This is a genomic window from Photorhabdus tasmaniensis (assembly GCF_011189505.1).
Lineage (GTDB): Bacteria > Pseudomonadota > Gammaproteobacteria > Enterobacterales > Enterobacteriaceae > Photorhabdus > Photorhabdus tasmaniensis.
Map to the genome: position 1 here is coordinate 30,836 of NZ_PUJU01000037.1, position 16,602 is coordinate 47,437.

Here is a 16,602-nt window from a genome sequence, read left to right on the forward strand (position 1 = left end):
ATGTGCACACTTTTTATCGCAGATTTACATCTCAGCGAACACGAACCGGCAATCACTGCCGGTTTTCTGCGTTTTCTGCGTGAGGATGCTAGTCAGGCGGATAGTCTCTATATTCTTGGTGATCTGTTCGATTACTGGATTGGTGATGATGATGATAATCCTCTTCACAGTGAAATTGCCGCTGCATTAAAAATACTGAAAAAACAAGGTGTTACCTGTTATTTTATTCATGGCAACCGTGATTTTCTAATCGGTTCCCGCTTTGCTAAAGAAAGTGGGATCATATTGCTACCACAAGAAAAGGTATTGGAACTGTATGGTAAGCGGGTGCTTATCCTACACGGAGATACTTTGTGTACTGATGACGAAGGTTATCAACAATATCGTAAACGGGTTCATACCCCGTGGATCCAGCGCCTGTTTTTATTATTACCCCTGTTTATCCGTCAGAAAATCGCCGAAAAAATGCGGGCAAACAGCCAATCTATCAACAGCAGAAAATCCGAAGTAATTATGGATGTCAACCAGCAAGCCGTTATTGATGTTGTTGAGCAGTATCAAGCTGACTGGATGATTCATGGACATACTCACCGCCCAGCTGTACATAAAACTCTTCTGCAAAACAAAATCGTCTACCGTGGTGTGCTTGGTGCATGGCACCATCAAGGTTCAATGTTCAAAGTCACAGACAAATCAATCGATCTTATCTTTTTCCCATTCTGATCGATGGGAGAACACTCACATCCAGGTAATACAATCAAAGCATAAAGCAACGCAATCGTTTTCCTTAGCTTGCGACCATGATATGATCTGCGGTCTTAAAGCGCTATTTTCGTTCTGGTGGACGTTAAAACACAGGAGCATTTGATTTATGATTGCCCGGCCTGATTCAGCAGGAACAACTCAACACAACGCCAAAATTGCAATCGTCATGGGGTCCAAAAGCGACTGGGCTACTATGCAGCACGCGGCGGATATTCTCACCGCCCTTGATGTCCCGTTTCATGTTGAAATTGTTTCTGCCCACCGTACACCAGATAAACTATTCAGTTTTGCCGAACAAGCTGAACAAAATGGTTTTGATATCATTATCGCTGGCGCAGGTGGTGCTGCCCATTTACCCGGAATGCTGGCAGCTAAAACGCTGGTCCCGGTTCTGGGCGTACCCGTACAAAGTGCAGCACTTAATGGTGTAGACAGCCTCTACTCAATCGTACAGATGCCAAAAGGTATTCCCGTCGGCACACTAGCGATTGGAAAAGCAGGCGCGGCAAATGCAGCCTTGCTGGCAACACAGATTCTGGCTCGTCATGATAAAAATTTACTGAAACGCCTTACCTACTGGCGTGAAACACAAACTCAGGATGTACTCGATAATCCCGATCCACGGGAGGAAGCATGAAGCCAGTTTGTGTATTAGGTAACGGTCAGCTCGGCCGGATGTTACGTCAGGCAGGTGAGCCTTTAGGTATCACGGTTTATCCGGTTGGCCTGGATGCAGAACCCGAAGCTGTTCCTTACCAAAATAGTGTTATCACCGCCGAAATTGAGCGCTGGCCGGAAACCGCTCTTACTCAGGAACTCGCCCGCCATAAGGCTTTTGCTAATCGGGATATTTTTCCCCGCCTGGCAGATCGTCTGCCACAAAAGCAATTAATAGATAGTCTTGGGCTCGCAACTGCTCCGTGGCAATTACTGTCTGATATCCGCCAATGGCCGCAACTATTCGCAGAACTCGGTAACTTCGTTATCGTTAAACGCCGTATCGGCGGTTATGATGGCCGCGGGCAATGGCGCATCCGCCCCGGAGATGAAACAGCGTTACCAACCGATATTTATGGTGAATGTATTGCCGAACAAGCGATTCCTTTCTCTGGTGAAGTTTCATTGGTCGGTGCACGCAATGAAAGAGGTGATTGTGTGTTCTATCCATTGACTCACAATCTGCATCAAGATGGTATCTTGCGGGCCAGTATTGCCTTTCCTCAGGAAAACGGCCATTTACAACAGCAGGCTCAGAACATGTTGTCAGCCATTATGCATAAGTTGAAATATGTCGGCGTAATGGCAATGGAGTGTTTTATCGTCGATGATCATTTACTGATTAATGAACTGGCACCACGGGTTCATAACAGTGGTCACTGGACTCAGAACGGCGCTTCCATCAGCCAGTTCGAATTACATCTCCGCGCTATTCTGGATTTACCTATGCCTCAACCAGAAGTTACCGCACCATCAGTCATGGTCAATTTGATCGGTACAGATGTAAATAATCAATGGCTCAGTTTGCCATTAGTACACTTGCATTGGTATGAGAAAGAAGTTCGTCCAGCGCGTAAGGTCGGTCACCTTAATCTTTCTCATTCAGATAAAAACGAATTAAAAGATACGTTGCGAAAACTAATCCCAATGCTGCCATCTGAATATCAGAGTGGTCTGGAGTGGATACAAGAAAAATTAAATTAGCTGTTTATCAGCTAATAGCCCGGAGTTAAATGTGGAAGCGGAAATAAAATAGTTTACCGCTCCACATTCCCACTCGTTCCGAATTATTTCATATTCCTTTGATTATTGTGTTAATTTATTAGCATTAATCGCTCTGGCTAGCGTATCTACAATAGCTCTCGTTGTTTGATCTATTTCATAATTCAGTAAATCGCCAATTTTAATATCACTAAGATTAGTTGCTCTTAATGTTTCCGGAATTAAATTCAATTCTATGGTTTTATTTTCTTCATTTATGCCATTTATTGTTAAACTACAACCATGAAGACCGATAAAACCTTTATGGAAAAAATATTTGATATTATTTTCAGGAATGCTAATAATTAATCGATAGGTTTCTCCAGTTTCGATAAAATCAACGACTTTTGCTACGCCTTCAATATGCCCATACAGACTATTAGCGACACTCGCACCCACAGAAACATCGTCAAAGAAATGATTAATATTACTTATGGTCAATGTACTAAATCCATTTCTTTTATCAAGAGATAATACGGTTTCTTTTCCTTGCACAATTCCAGTATACATAATCACCCCATTTTATTAAATAAAAAAACCATTGAATAATAATTTTCATGTTATCTTTAAATATATTTCTGGTAAAGAGTTATTAATGGTATTTTCACGACTTATTTTATCAATTTTTTATATATTTATGATTTTAATATATAAAAATCTGGTAGATTCACATAATAAGCTAACCACCATAATTACTATGATACAAGTGTAACATCGTTAATCTGGAAGTAAACATGTTCGTATTTCCTTAAATAATTCATTTGGTGTTTTCCCACCTCGTGTTTTTCGAGGGCGATTATTTAATTAGTTTACCACAAAGTTTATTTCCTAATCAGAGATTTCATTAAAATCGGTTCCCTTTAGAAAATATTGTCTGATTAACCCATTGATATTCTCATTGTTCCCTCTTTCCCAGGGCGAATAAGGATGAGCGAAGTAAATTTGGGCTTCTCATTTTTCACTCATGATTTCATGATCTGCGAACTACAAACCGTTATCGAACGTGATGGTCTTAACCTTTTGTTTTAACGGGTATAATACTTTCACTACCGCTTTCGCAACTTCTAGATGCCCGCTTGCTATCAAGTTTAAACAATAATTGTATACAGCGTCTTGCGGTCAACCCATGTTAATAAGACACTTTTTATCTCTCTCCCTATTATCGTATCTCCTTCCCAGTCTCCAATACGTTCTTTTTTATCAACAATTTCCGGGCGTTCATCAATACTGGCCCGATTTTTAATTTTGCCTCTTCTTTCATAGCGACCATAGCATTTGCGATAGGGTTTTCTGGCAATTCGCAGATGTTGCCATAAATCACTCCCCTCTATTTTATCTTTATAAATCAGTCTATAAATCGTCTCATGATGCAAAGATATCCCTTTATGTTGTTTCAAATAATCAACCACCTGTTCAGGGCTTAAGTCTTTCCAAATTAACCGTTTTATCCATTTTTTTATTTCCGGCATTATTTTCACGGCTTTCTTAGCAAAATGACGACGCGCCAATCCCGTCAAATGAACCTGTTCAGGGCAGTATGTCTGGACTTCTTGATTTCTCTTCAATTCCCTGCTGATGGTCGACGGACTTCGCTTAAGTGACTCAGCAATGAAAAGTTGTGAAAAACCCGCGTCTCTTAAACTGGAAATCGGGTATCTTTCTGTTTCGGTCAGTTGTGTATAGGCCATAGTGCATTTTCCTTTGGCGAGAAAGATGCCTACTATAGCAACTGACCGCCCTTCTGAAAAATTGCACTTGTATCATAGTAATTATGGTGGTTAGCTTATTATGTGAATCCACCTTTAATTAAGATAGACAACTACCTACACAGTTACTGCTGTGAATAAGCAGTGAAAAATGATGCAAAGCGTACTCCTATAAGGTATAAACTCACACATTCTCGTTTGTGTTGACAACTATAGGGAAATTGACAAATATGAATGCTCTGTCTACCTATAAATGCCCGAGGAATAATCGTGTTAGATATTAAACTCATTCGAGAAAAACCCGAATTTATCCAACAAATCTGCAATAACAGAGGTCTTGATTTCGATGTCTCCCAAATAATTGCCCTAGACCATCGTAAAAGGAAAATTCAGCAAGAGCTGGAATTATTGCGAGCAGAGTCAAAAAAACTTGCACAAAATCTTGCAAAATTACCTGATACAGAAAGAAATGCAGGCATTATTCGTGGTAAGCAGTTAAAGTATGAAATCTCTATTTTAGAAAATATTTTTGAGAAAATTGCTTCCGAATATAATAACCTCGTTATACGGTTACCCAATCTGTATTCCGACGATACTCCGATTGGGAAGACCGAAGATCATAATGTTGAATTCAAAGTCTATGGCGAAACGCCAAAATTCAATTTTGAGCCATTGGATCATATAAAAATAGGTGCCAGAATAGGAATGGATTTTGAAGCCGGTACACGAGTAGGAGGAGCGGGGTTCCCACTACTACGCGGAAATTTAGCACGTTTAGAAACCGCCTTGATGCGATTCGTGCTAGATCAAGCTATTGAGAAAGGATTCGAACAAGTCAGTGTTCCATTGATGGCGAAAGCTGAAATAATGCAAGGTTTGGGCTTTAACCCCAGACGAAACGAAGAAGGAAATGAATTATTCCCTCTTGAAAATGATGGCTTATACATGATAGGTACAGCAGAGATTCCCCTGATTGGACAATTTTCAGATTGTATACTGCCAGAATCAATATTACCTATTCGTATGACCGCTCTGTCCCCCTGCTTTAGACGTGAAGGTGCAAGTGGCCGAAGAGATGCTGGCCTATATAGAAATAAAATGTTTCACAAAGTAGAGCTCGTAAGCATTGTCGAACCAGAGACATCTTCAGCCATGTTAGAGCAACTTCTTGAATTTGAAATTGAGATTTTTAAACAGCTTGGTTTGTATTTTAGAGTCATAAAAATATGCTCTGGAGACTTAGGAGCTCCTGCATACAAAAAATATGATCTGGAAGCTTGGATGTTAGGTAGAGGTGGCTCAGATAATTGGGGATGGGGGGAGCTAACAAGTTGCAGCAACTGTACTGATTATCAAGCCCGACGCTTGAAAATACGCTACAGAAATTGTGACGGAAATATAATATTTCCCCATACTTTGAATGCAACTGGAATAACGACTCGTGCCATTATACCTATATTGGAGCAAAACCAACTAGAAAATAGTCAAATTCAAATTCCTAAAGTATTACTAAAATATATAAATAGCGAATATTTATAAATTAATCTATCTCACATAAAAAAACTATTTATGCCGCAGGAAATCGATATGAATATCCTGCGGTAATTTTTCAAACTCAGCCCAAGATTTGTCGTTACACAATCTCAGATCTAAGTTTAGATAGCTAATATCGAAACTATTCAATGAGTTATTCTTAATAGCATGATTCATAAAATTTTCTCTTAAATGAATATCTGAATTAGAGCTAAAAATAGGAATAATACCATTGTTATGAAACCAGGACAGAACAATTCCAGCCTCATTCGTTTTATAGATAAGAGACAATTCTTTAATTCGCTCATCAATGAAAACTCTTCCTTGAGCAAATGGTGTATGTGCCATTATTGATATCCCATTCATCTTACAAAAAGCAATCAACTCCAATTCCTGTAAATATGGATGGATTTCAGATTGAATTGCGTCAATTCGCAATCCTGCATGATAAATTTCTGACAAATGATGCACAGTATAATTACTTACTCCAATATAATTGATTATCCCTTTTCGCTTTAACTCATTTAAATTTCTTAATTCAGTTAAGTGATCAACTGATTTTGGAGAGTGAATTAAAACAGAATCCAAATAATCAGTCATATAATCCTGTAAAATTTTTTCGATAACGATCTCTAGTGGATCATAACTAAGTTGATTTAGTGAAATCTTCACATTGATGAAGAACTGATATCTTGGATAATGTGACAATGCCTTCGCTATGTGTAAGTTATTAGCATAACCTGTTGCTGTATCAAAATAACGATATCCAATATTCCAAGCACTATCCAAAATAGAATTAAGTTTATTCTTCTGTATATGTTCAGTCCCAAGTATCAGTTTAGCTGTTGTAAGGTTCATACCTAATCTCTCTTATATCCATAAAATAATTTAATTTAATGGCTTAGACCAAATTGGATAATAGGTAATTGCAATAATACGTCTATCCTGATCTGATGTATTGGCCCCAGTCCCATGAATAACTTTAGGGTTTATAACCACAACATCTCCTTTTTTTATTTTAGGAATAAATTCGTCATCTCTCTTATGATTGGAGCTAAAATCATATTGGAAATCCCGATGAAGGAAATTATGAGAATAAGGGATTAAACGCAACGGTGCACGATTAACTGCTAAATCATCAAGATAATGAATAACTCGTAGTGCAGAAGGATAGTTCGGACGATAGATATTGTAGCTATAAGGATCATAATCCGTATGCAAAGGAAGAGAGGGGTTTCCCGGCTTACAATTAGCAAAAGTAGCAGTCAGACAAACTAGAGTACCACCGACTGCTTGTGCTACAAATTGCCTAATTTTCCCAGAGTTGACTAGTTGATTAACCGCAACATAATTTTCTTTATGAATATCATGAATCATAAATCTAGTAGGTGAGAATTTAAAATTTCTATTCTCAATCTTATTATGCACCGTCACATCTGCCTCAAGAATCGTCAGTTCAAGTAAAAGCTGATTTATAAACGTTGAACTCAATACGGTGCGAAAAATTGTAAAGCCAATTTGTTCAAGTTGAGTGATATGATCACAATATGAAAGATCGCAACTTATGCTGTTTTTAAAGTCATTAAAATTCATTGTTAACTATATGAACGCATCCCGTTTGTAAGGCTTTAGTTCTGGTTTAAAAAATTCGGTTTTAGCCAGTCATGGACTAACCTATCTTTTCTTTACCATCTCTTATCATTGCCCATACAATCTTTCTGCATTCCCTCTTAATAATATTGATAATCGCCGCGCGTCATTAAAATGGCCTGACGCTTATCTATGCCACTCGGCATATGTATCATGAAAATGGATCCTCTTACATATCAATAAGCCAATTATTTTTCTTCCCCCAATTACTTGTTCATATATTTCTTTACAACCCTATTTACTTTAGTTTGTATATTTGGAATGCCATCTAGCCAACAAAATAAAATGAGTAATTTGACGAAAGTTAGATATTCATCATTAGATGATATTCTTAACAATACTTTATTCATCAATTTCTCTATTGAATCATATTCAAAGATAGTAGAATATTGATGAAGTACAGAGTGAAAGAGAGATCGTATTTCATCGTTCCAATAATAAGAAAATATACTCTTATAATCGATTCCACTGCCACAACCCAGTTTTCTATTATAAATAATATATTTAGGCATATAATTCTCTGCAATACTTTTTAAGATTTTTTTCGTTAAATTACCATGTATATCAATCTTGAAGTTCCTTGGTAGGCTGGCAGAAAACTCTAAGCACTTCTGGTTAAGATAAATTGATTGATGTTCAACACCATAATTCACTGAAGTAGATTCAAAAAAAGACGCAGAATGATTCAAAGTGAGCATAAAATCTAAGAATACTTGAGTCTCAAATATATCTTCAGACTCAAATATGTCGAAGTAAAAATCATTAATAACCAAACACTTTGATAGCTTAGACGATACACTTTCTTTTAAATATTGGCACGACAGCATTTGCATCTTGTAATGCTGTTCTCTTAGCAAGCTTTTTTGATGCATAATATCTAAACCTGATAAAGCAGAACATTCCTCAAGAAGATTTAAATAACTTGTATAACCAAAAAATATTTCATCAGCACCATTACCTGAAAATATTATCTTTATACCGTCATTTCTTATCATTTCACTCAGCAAAGCAACATGGATACTATCTACTAAACCTATTGGCTCGGGATAGTTTTGAATAACTCTAGAGAAATCACTAAAATTCATATTAGCAAATGAATATACATGCTGCTTCGTCTTATACAACTTCGAAATAATATCTGCCCTTGTTTGTTCAATATCAATCTTTCCAAGATTTGAACCTGTAAGAGTATATGTTTCAATTGCACTACCAGTAGTATTACACGCCAACCCAAGAGATACACTGGAATCAACGCCTCCAGATAAAAGTATGCCAAAAGGTACATCGATATCAAACAACAGCTTTGCCCGTTCTGATAAAATCTCATGAAGTTGTTCTACAGCATCAGTATAATTTATATCCTGGCGTGGTAGATATTTAACCTTCCAATAGCAAATACTTTTACTTTGAATACCATTAAATATCACTAAATGTGCAGCAGGAATTTTATAGATATTTGCAAATATTGTTTCTGGTGGTGGACATTGTGTATATGCCAGATACTGGATAAGCCCCATAGCACTGACCTCAAAATTAAAGTCAGGTGTCGCCATTAAAGCCAACGGAGTTGATGAAAAATAAACACAGTCATTCACTATCATGTAATACAGCGGCTTTTCTGCTAGCCTATCTCTAGCAAGAATAAGGCACCCGGATGATCTATCATGAATTGCCAGCGCATAGCTTCCATCAATTTTTTCACAGAATGATTCACAATGTTCAGCATACATTTTCTGAATAAGTTCAGAATCTGACTCCCCTGAAAAATGATATCCAATCTGCTTAAGTTCATGCCTTAATTGCTCACTGTTATCTATTTTTCCATCTATCACCACCATTATTCCATTGTGATCATAAGATATTGGCTCACATGGAGTTTGTTGCATACGACAAGTTTTCACAGCTGTTTGACCAACAGCGAAATTTTTACCATAATAAATATCTCTAAAATCTGGTCCACGATTCATAATTAAATCAGTCATAGCAGCAATAATAGCCTCATTTGATTGCTGTAAGGTATTTTGTGAAAATATTCCAGTTATCCCACCCATTTTATAAATCCTATCTATTTAATAAATAAGCAGCACATGCGAACTCACCTATTGATGAGCGAACTGTATTTGACAATAGTGCACTGGAAAGTCCCGAAAGATCTGAGTCTGGATTAAGATCATTAAGTACTTTATACAGTTCATCATCTATTTCAATCAAAGCTGAACCAGAAAGCATAGTAGCTTTATCTCGGAAGATAACTTCCTTATCCTTCTCATTCAAAAATGATATTTCACTGTCTGTACGTCTAATAATTTCCAAATAGTGTTCAATTGAATCTTGTTGACTCGTTCCCCCTATTGCCCTCACACCGCTGACCAGACAGCGCATCATATACCCAAGAAATCGATCACAAAAAAATCGTCCTTCCATTAGGTATTTATTTAATTCATTCGCTGATAATTCGATTTCATTTAAAGGACTATTGTATTCTCTAAACACCAAATTTGATCCGCGATTAAGAATTTTTAGTGGTTTGAGTTTACCACTAGAATTCAGCCAGAAAAAATCAGGTTGATTATTGCTTAGAACTCTATTTTCATTCGATCTAATAAAAGAATTTCTATTACTCAATAATTTCGATCTAACTTCTTCATCAAAAATAATAGTATATATAGGGCTTCTCCTATTTTTTATATGACTTACAGCAAGTTCATTAGTAAAATATTCATCAATGAAATATATATGAGCTCCGGTTTGTTTCGTTATTAATTTTCCAATTTCTACATTTATTAAAGCATAAGCTGATTCAGCCGTTGGAAATGTGAGTCCATTTATCCTTTTCAAAAATTGGTTGACGGCACTATTTTTTTCGTCAAAATTTTGATTGATTTTAAAAGTGAAAGGCTTAGGTAAACTACAAAATGAAGTATTCTTTAATCTTCGTTTTGATAAGTCAACTAGTGCTATTAATTCATTACGGATATTTAAAAAAGTTGGTCCTTTAATAGGATTTCTTTTTGTCAAACAACTCACGGTAGAGCATTGTAAAGTTAAACCAATATCATCGCCGTTTAATCCCAAGCTCAAACCATGAATGAAGTTATTCAAAAATGTCTCTTGGTCTAGAAGTAAATTTGAATGATCAGCCTGTTGTAAAACAGGTGTCTTTAATAAAACATAACATATCTTCTGACTCTCCACGCTAAATTTTGATAAATATTCTTCTAATACGCCTAGAAAATCATTTAATGCATGATTAGCCGCACTTGACAGTTGTACATTAACTGTCTCCAAAAGGTAATCGGACAATTTTTTGTCTAATGAAGGTATAATTTGTTCTGAGAGTGTGAATCCACGTTTTTTTAACTCCATGAGTATACTTGGAATACCAGATTTATTTTTATTCATACCAAATTTCCTGAGTCAAAAAAGCATATGAGTCTATAATAATTCCAACCGTGAATAAAAATCAGAGGGGACATCATAGCAATATTTAGGCTTAGAAACTTGCCGTTTTAGATACTTAACTTTGTCCGAACAGTCTTCAACATCAAAGCACGAACTACTGATTACAGCGCTCTTTAAAATTGATGAGAGTTGTTCAATATCTTTGTTTTTAGCACCTAGTCGAGTAAATTCAGCAACAGAGATCCTAAATCCTCCACCAAAGTTACCAGGAAATGTTTTAACCTTATTGACTTTAATTCCTACCTTATTCAAATTGGTAAAGATCGTTGAGTTGGATATATTCCGCCCTTGAAACCAAATCTGGTGGCACGGATTCATGTTGTAAACTGGGTGCTGGACATTAAATACCTCACATTGTAGGTTTTCATACAACTTTTTTGAGTTCTTAACAAGTTGTTGACAGTATTCCTTACCTTTACAGTTTATAAACTCGTCTACAGTAATGGCCAATGATAAAACACTTGCAGAATGATGATGACTGACCAAATGATCAGCTTCTAATTGGATTTTTTCAAATAACTTCTCTTGATTTGTCGCTAGAAAACCTTTTTGTGGCCCAGGCATAGTTTTATGTGTGGAGCCACCAAATATATCAGCACCTCTATCTAAAGGATTTGGTAAAGATTCTCCTAGAATCAGTCCATTCGTATGACTTGTATCAAAAAAAATCATTGTGCCGGGAGAGACCCGATCCACAATTTCTCGAATAGGTAGTGGATCTAGCGGTACGAGAAATGTCGATTGATCGATATATATTAACCGGGGTTTAAATTCCTTGAGACAACTTTCTAATTTTTCCAGATCTAATGTATCAACGTTACAAAATTCTAATGCTGTATATTTCAAACCAAGGCATTTGATAACGTACGAAGTGCTAGCATGTCCACCATAGTTCATAGGAACTGACAACACCCTATCTCCTGGTGACGTGAGTGCGGAGATACCAATAGTCATTGCATTTAAACCAGAAATCGGACGTATACTAATATATTTAGCTTTCGATAACGTCGAAAGCGTAGGTATTAAAATATCATTTTCAATTTCCTCCACATCTATCCCTGATGGGAAACAACGTTCCCCAAAAAGTCTTAAGTCATCCAGATAATATCTGGCTTGCACATCCAAAAGATATGGCACTCGCGCAAGAGGGGAAAGAATGTTTTCACTGGGAACTAAGCTTATTATTGACTTTGATCTATTGTTTATTTCCAGGATTTTGTCAGCTATGTTGTCAACACTTATCATTTCCCCTCCCCGATTCAAATATAGTGCTTTTTGAACTTATATCTAGGTACTTTATAAGTAATAAATGGAGCTCATTAGTACGCATATATAGTGGAGTTACATCTGGAATGGTTTCGTTAACATTCACATTACGTGACCACTGCATGGCATGCTTGGCTCTGCAAATGACAGTAGCCGTCATTTCAGATAAAGGGTTGACGACAACTCTATGTAAGACATCTGGCATCAATACATAAGAATCCCCTGCTTGATGTTCCAAATAGCATTTGAGTTCAACACGAGCAGTACCAGCCTCCCTTAAAGATGAGTGCTTCCCAATGTAAAAAAACTCCTGATACTCCGGCGTGTTTGGTAAAGCGGAATCGATCCATATTTCGCTTTTTAGGTGCCCATCAGTTACAACTGAAGCAAATGGCCACCTGTGACTATGCAAATTTTCTTGAGCGCTTATACCATTTAGCCAAATATGTAAACGTATGCTATATTCAGGTTGTTCTAATAAAACAATTTTGTAGAAACCGTTTCCTTGTAAATAGCTTTTCTGAGCTATTGCGTTTAATGTTACTTCATTGTCAAGCAAGTAGTTTACGGTATGATGTAAACCATCTCGTCCATAATTTCTTAAAAGATCAGACACCTTGCTCATCAAAGTAAGTGTTGATGAATGATGGTAGAAAGCGTGATATATTGACGATGCTAAATGAGTGAAAACAGTCCCCAAATATGGTCTATCCGTTTTGAAATTATTATCAATTGTTCTACTGAAATTCACAACGCACCTCCATACTCTGTTCGTTTATTAGAAATTTTTTTGGAATGGCTGTCAAAGAAACCAATATTTCCACCGGAATTAACTAAAACGATTGTTTCACCTTTCGGTATAATTTCTTGTTCCAATAAAATTTTCATACCTATAAACGTTTTGACCATATAATTTAAGTCAAACAACATTCCGTATTGTTTTAAAATATACTCTGATATCTCAATTTCATAATCAGTAGGTTCGTCATAGCCTAATCCTATGGCATGGTCATAAAATTTAACTTTCTCAAGATTAAATTCAGTACCAAGCTTTTTATTCCAGGTATTCATCAAATCAATAGAATGCGTCAATACTGTTTCACTACCTTCTCCAATACAAATCCCATGTATTGTCCACGATGCTTGCTGAAGTTCTGAAGCAATCGCCAAACCTACGGCTGATGCTCCCGAGCCAGCACAAATTACGATGTGGTTTATACTTTCTTTTTCAATATCTAACTGATTTTTAATCTCAATACCTAATTCTATGCTACCAATTAGCCCAGACTCTTGAGAAGCTCCTGAATCAATAAAAAAGTTCAAAATACCTTGCTTAGATAACTGTTCAGAATATTTTTGTGCGATTTCTTTCATTTTTATCCAAGAAGTGAATTCATACCATTGTACAAAGTCTGCCATTAACTTTGTAACTAAATAATTCCCAGAGAGAGTTGAAGGTTTCGTTTGTTTATCTCCTCCAATAATAATATGTGACTCAAGCTCAAGAATTCGAGCGAACAAGGCAACTGTTTTTGCTTGGTTTGAAGGAACACTCCCAATAGTGACTAATGCATCGATTTCATTATAATTAATGCCAGACAGCAAATACCTCATTCTTCTCAATTTATGTCCACACCCCAAAACATCAACCATATCTTCCCGTTTAATCAAGATCTTCCTTCCTATCTCTTTGGATATTCTATTTTCGACAATTAAAGGCGTTGGGAAGAAACCTATATCAATAGGCTCAATATAATGTTCACCCAAAAACATTTTGGTTTCTAACTTAACTTTATTTGCTATCTCAGACATGATCTTGTCGCTCTGCAACTAGAGAAAAAAGGTATGGAGGACTTTTTTCTAAACAATTCTCTCCCCAGCCATCCGAATATCGTTCAGTCAACGATGGGACTATTGGATATGGTGAAAACCGATGTTCATCGAAATGCTTAAGAATCAAACCACCTGATATGACGGACTGAAGGATACTACCCAAAGAATGCAACCATCTCGTTTCTACATAGGAAATGTCACTTTTGCGATCAGCGTACGTCCCAGATGTCACTTTAGTGATACCGACATTTCTATCAAAATATCCGCCTTCACCCGCTAAAGAACCAGGGAATAAGATATTCAAACATGGGTGATATTCAATAACAATTAACCTGCCTTGTGGTGAAAGTAGTTTCTTGATATCAGTAGCCCATCGAAATAAATCACTTACCCAATATAAGACTCCATATGAGGTATAAATCATGTCAAATGTTCCGTGATCAAATTTTGATAATTCATGTATATCACGAACCAAGAAATCTGCTTTAATTCCCATCTTCTCAGCAAGTTCTCTAGCTTTATTAATCGCTACGGCGGATATATCTAAGCCAGTACATATTCCGCCATACCTGGCGATACTGAGAGTATCTAAACCAAAATGGCATTGTAGATGTAAAACTCTTTTCCCTCTTATCTCCCCTAGTAACTGTTTATCAATCTTAGGAAGAGTACAATGTCCTTTCATAAACCTATTAAGGCCATAAAATTCCGAATTAATATGTACAGCCGTTCTCATATCCCACGCTAATGCGTTCATTTCAATTACTCTGTTCATATAATTTACTCAGAGGTTAGACTAGGATTTTTTATTAAATAATTATCCATCAGAAGATAATCGACACCTACCGTAAAAAAGGAAGCAAGAGCATCATACGGAGTTAAATCTATAGGTTTACCTCTCACATTAAACGAAGTATTAATTAATATAGGAACACCCGTTTTTTCCATAAATATTGTTAGTACATCATGGAGAAAACTATCATGCTTTTTATATATAGCCTGAACACGAGATGTGCCGTCTACATGAACTACTGCGGGAATTAATTCCTTTGCATTATTTTTTGCCCTAGCAGTCATCATCATATATCTATTTGGAACACCATCGAAATAGGTATCAAAATGTTCCACAGGAATTAACGGTGCCAGAGGCCTAAACATTTCTCTATCTTTTAATATATTAAGTTTTTCTCTTGTTTTTGCTGAGCGTGGTGACGCCAAAAGGCTTCTATTTCCCAGAGCACGAGGGCCAAATTCAATTCTTCCTCGATATAAAGCAACAATATTTTCATTAGCCAAAAGCTCCGCAAGTACTACAGGTAGCTTTTCATCATCTATTTTTTGAACTTTGACTCTTGCCAGTTCAATTGCAGATAAGATTTCTGATTCTGTATATTTAGAACCCAAAAACATTGAATCATAATCAATCTGAGCATCGCCACCTTTTTCCACCCAACTCAAAGCAGCAGCTCCGAGTGCAGTACCAGCATCGTGAGCACCAGGCTGTATGTATATATCTTTTACACAATCTAACCGACGCAAATGATCATTCACTAACACATTTAGAAAAGTACCACCAGCTAAACATAAATTCTTCTCTCCACTCACCTTGATATAGTGTCGGACTATACTTTCCAAGCACTGCTCTAATTTACGCTGTACACTACATGCCAAATCAAAATGTTTTTGGTTTAATTCACCACCATATTTCCGGGGAGGAACAATTTCTCTAATTAACTTTATATTATTGTAGTTAACTCTATATCGGCCATTTGGCAACAGCTCTAATACTCTGGATATTTCTTCGTCATATTTCTGAATCCCATAAGCTGCTAATCCCATAACTTTATATTCATCTGAAAAAGGTTCAAAACCTAAATATTTTGTAAAATCAGAGTAGAAAAATCCTAAAGAGTTAGGCAGATCAATACTTCCAAGTAATTTAATACTCGAACCCATACCGATATATATAGATGTACAGCTTTTTTCACCGCTTCCATCAGATACAACTATTAGAGCGGATTCCATTTTAGAGTAGTAAAATGCTGATGCAGCATGTGTTAAATGATGATCCCATTCTATATAAACAGCATTGTTAAAACCATTTACCGGCAACAAATCTGAATACCTAGAAGGTAATTCAAAATTTCCTTGTAATGCCAACTTAAAATTCTTTACACTTCTATAAGCAGCATATTCTTCTCGAAAGCTACTTCTACGTTTGCCAAGAAAACAATTTATCAATTGTTTATAATGTAACTTGGAGCTATACGAATACGCTACCTCATCAATTTCACTTGAATGTATACCGGTATATTTTAACGCAGCATAGATAGAATCAAATGGCACATAAGTTTTATAAGGTGTATATGATTTTCCATGTTTTATTCTAGTTATACGTTCATCCTCAATTGCATACAATAATTTTCCATCTTTTAATAAAGCAACAGAAGGGTGTTCAAAGAAACTATTAATGCCTAAAATAATCATATCTAAACCTACCAACAGGGTGAGAGCGTGAGTGTTCATTGTTTAACCATCGAGCATAATCCTGCTATTAACACCTTGTCCATATAGGCACTATTCATACTGGTCATCTTCCGTTTGCGCCGAATACTGGCTTTTTCACTGG

14 protein-coding genes and 1 pseudogene are annotated in these 16,602 nt (G+C 36.5%); 4 read left to right on the forward strand and 11 right to left on the reverse strand.

Annotated elements, in window-relative coordinates:
* The 3 genes from lpxH (at position 1) to purK (ending at position 2,466) form a co-directional block, all read left to right on the forward strand.
* Complete coding sequence (gene lpxH, locus C5471_RS16025; protein WP_133816097.1) at positions 1 to 723, forward strand: UDP-2,3-diacylglucosamine diphosphatase; 723 nt, start codon at positions 1 to 3, stop codon at positions 721 to 723.
* 148 nt (positions 724 to 871) lie between these two features.
* Complete coding sequence (gene purE, locus C5471_RS16030; protein ID WP_133816096.1) at positions 872 to 1,402, forward strand: 5-(carboxyamino)imidazole ribonucleotide mutase; 531 nt, start codon at positions 872 to 874, stop codon at positions 1,400 to 1,402.
* Positions 1,399 to 2,466, forward strand: coding sequence for a 5-(carboxyamino)imidazole ribonucleotide synthase (purK, locus tag C5471_RS16035; RefSeq protein WP_133816095.1), 1,068 nt, complete (start codon positions 1,399 to 1,401; stop codon positions 2,464 to 2,466). The genes purE and purK overlap by 4 nt, the downstream gene beginning before the upstream one ends.
* A 102-nt stretch (positions 2,467 to 2,568) precedes the next feature.
* On the opposite strand, the gene C5471_RS16040 is transcribed toward purK, so the two are convergent.
* On the reverse strand, positions 2,569 to 3,033 hold the full coding sequence (locus C5471_RS16040) for a riboflavin synthase (protein WP_133816094.1): 465 nt from the start codon (positions 3,031 to 3,033) through the stop codon (positions 2,569 to 2,571).
* A 207-nt stretch (positions 3,034 to 3,240) separates the two neighbouring features.
* Positions 3,241 to 4,211 (reverse strand): annotated as a pseudogene (locus tag C5471_RS16045) (IS30 family transposase).
* A 288-nt stretch (positions 4,212 to 4,499) separates the two neighbouring features.
* Here C5471_RS16045 and serS point away from each other — a divergent pair.
* Positions 4,500 to 5,768, forward strand: coding sequence for a serine--tRNA ligase (gene serS / locus C5471_RS16050; RefSeq protein WP_166296125.1), 1,269 nt, complete (start codon positions 4,500 to 4,502; stop codon positions 5,766 to 5,768).
* A gap of 24 nt (positions 5,769 to 5,792) precedes the next feature.
* Here serS and C5471_RS16055 read toward each other — a convergent pair whose 3' ends face one another.
* The 9 genes from C5471_RS16055 to C5471_RS16095 all read right to left on the reverse strand — a co-directional run bounded on the left by C5471_RS16055 (position 5,793) and on the right by C5471_RS16095 (position 16,499).
* Positions 5,793 to 6,620 (reverse strand): aldo/keto reductase, encoded by an 828-nt coding sequence (locus tag C5471_RS16055; RefSeq protein WP_133816092.1) that lies wholly within the window; start codon positions 6,618 to 6,620, stop codon positions 5,793 to 5,795.
* A 30-nt stretch (positions 6,621 to 6,650) separates the two neighbouring features.
* Complete coding sequence (locus C5471_RS16060; protein WP_133816091.1) at positions 6,651 to 7,355, reverse strand: phytanoyl-CoA dioxygenase family protein; 705 nt, start codon at positions 7,353 to 7,355, stop codon at positions 6,651 to 6,653.
* A gap of 263 nt (positions 7,356 to 7,618) precedes the next feature.
* Positions 7,619 to 9,463: an asparagine synthetase B family protein gene (locus tag C5471_RS16065; RefSeq protein WP_133816090.1), complete on the reverse strand. Its 1,845-nt coding sequence runs from the start codon at positions 9,461 to 9,463 to the stop codon at positions 7,619 to 7,621.
* Positions 9,464 to 9,473: 10 nt separating this feature from the next.
* The gene (locus C5471_RS16070) at positions 9,474 to 10,814 is read right to left on the reverse strand and encodes a hypothetical protein (RefSeq protein WP_133816089.1); all 1,341 of its coding nucleotides are present in this window, start codon (positions 10,812 to 10,814) and stop codon (positions 9,474 to 9,476) included.
* 33 nt (positions 10,815 to 10,847) lie between these two features.
* Entirely contained in the window at positions 10,848 to 12,119 is a 1,272-nt protein-coding gene (locus C5471_RS16075) for a PLP-dependent aminotransferase family protein (RefSeq protein WP_133816088.1), read from the reverse strand.
* Positions 12,106 to 12,891: a hypothetical protein gene (locus C5471_RS16080; RefSeq protein ID WP_133816087.1), complete on the reverse strand. Its 786-nt coding sequence runs from the start codon at positions 12,889 to 12,891 to the stop codon at positions 12,106 to 12,108. The genes C5471_RS16075 and C5471_RS16080 overlap by 14 nt, the downstream gene beginning before the upstream one ends.
* A complete protein-coding gene (locus C5471_RS16085) occupies positions 12,888 to 13,952 on the reverse strand; it encodes a pyridoxal-phosphate dependent enzyme (protein ID WP_133816086.1) in 1,065 nt (354 codons plus the stop codon). The genes C5471_RS16080 and C5471_RS16085 overlap by 4 nt, the downstream gene beginning before the upstream one ends.
* Positions 13,945 to 14,748 (reverse strand): class I SAM-dependent methyltransferase, encoded by an 804-nt coding sequence (locus tag C5471_RS16090; protein WP_133816085.1) that lies wholly within the window; start codon positions 14,746 to 14,748, stop codon positions 13,945 to 13,947. Before C5471_RS16090 ends, C5471_RS16085 begins: the two co-directional genes overlap by 8 nt.
* Positions 14,749 to 14,753: 5 nt before the next feature.
* Complete coding sequence (locus C5471_RS16095) at positions 14,754 to 16,499, reverse strand: carbamoyltransferase family protein (RefSeq protein WP_133816084.1); 1,746 nt, start codon at positions 16,497 to 16,499, stop codon at positions 14,754 to 14,756.
* Positions 16,500 to 16,602 lie beyond the last annotated feature (103 nt).

Coding starts and splice junctions, on each gene's coding strand:
- lpxH (WP_133816097.1), top strand. CDS start 1: ATGTGCACACTTTTTATCGCAGATTTACATCTCAGCGAACACGAACCG.
- purE (WP_133816096.1), top strand. CDS start 872: ATGATTGCCCGGCCTGATTCAGCAGGAACAACTCAACACAACGCCAAA.
- purK (WP_133816095.1), top strand. CDS start 1,399: ATGAAGCCAGTTTGTGTATTAGGTAACGGTCAGCTCGGCCGGATGTTA.
- C5471_RS16040 (WP_133816094.1), bottom strand. CDS start 3,033: ATGTATACTGGAATTGTGCAAGGAAAAGAAACCGTATTATCTCTTGAT.
- C5471_RS16055 (WP_133816092.1), bottom strand. CDS start 6,620: ATGAACCTTACAACAGCTAAACTGATACTTGGGACTGAACATATACAG.
- C5471_RS16060 (WP_133816091.1), bottom strand. CDS start 7,355: ATGAATTTTAATGACTTTAAAAACAGCATAAGTTGCGATCTTTCATAT.
- C5471_RS16065 (WP_133816090.1), bottom strand. CDS start 9,463: ATGGGTGGGATAACTGGAATATTTTCACAAAATACCTTACAGCAATCA.
- C5471_RS16070 (WP_133816089.1), bottom strand. CDS start 10,814: ATGAATAAAAATAAATCTGGTATTCCAAGTATACTCATGGAGTTAAAA.
- C5471_RS16075 (WP_133816088.1), bottom strand. CDS start 12,119: ATGATAAGTGTTGACAACATAGCTGACAAAATCCTGGAAATAAACAAT.
- C5471_RS16085 (WP_133816086.1), bottom strand. CDS start 13,952: ATGTCTGAGATAGCAAATAAAGTTAAGTTAGAAACCAAAATGTTTTTG.
- C5471_RS16090 (WP_133816085.1), bottom strand. CDS start 14,748: ATGAACAGAGTAATTGAAATGAACGCATTAGCGTGGGATATGAGAACG.
- C5471_RS16095 (WP_133816084.1), bottom strand. CDS start 16,499: ATGAACACTCACGCTCTCACCCTGTTGGTAGGTTTAGATATGATTATT.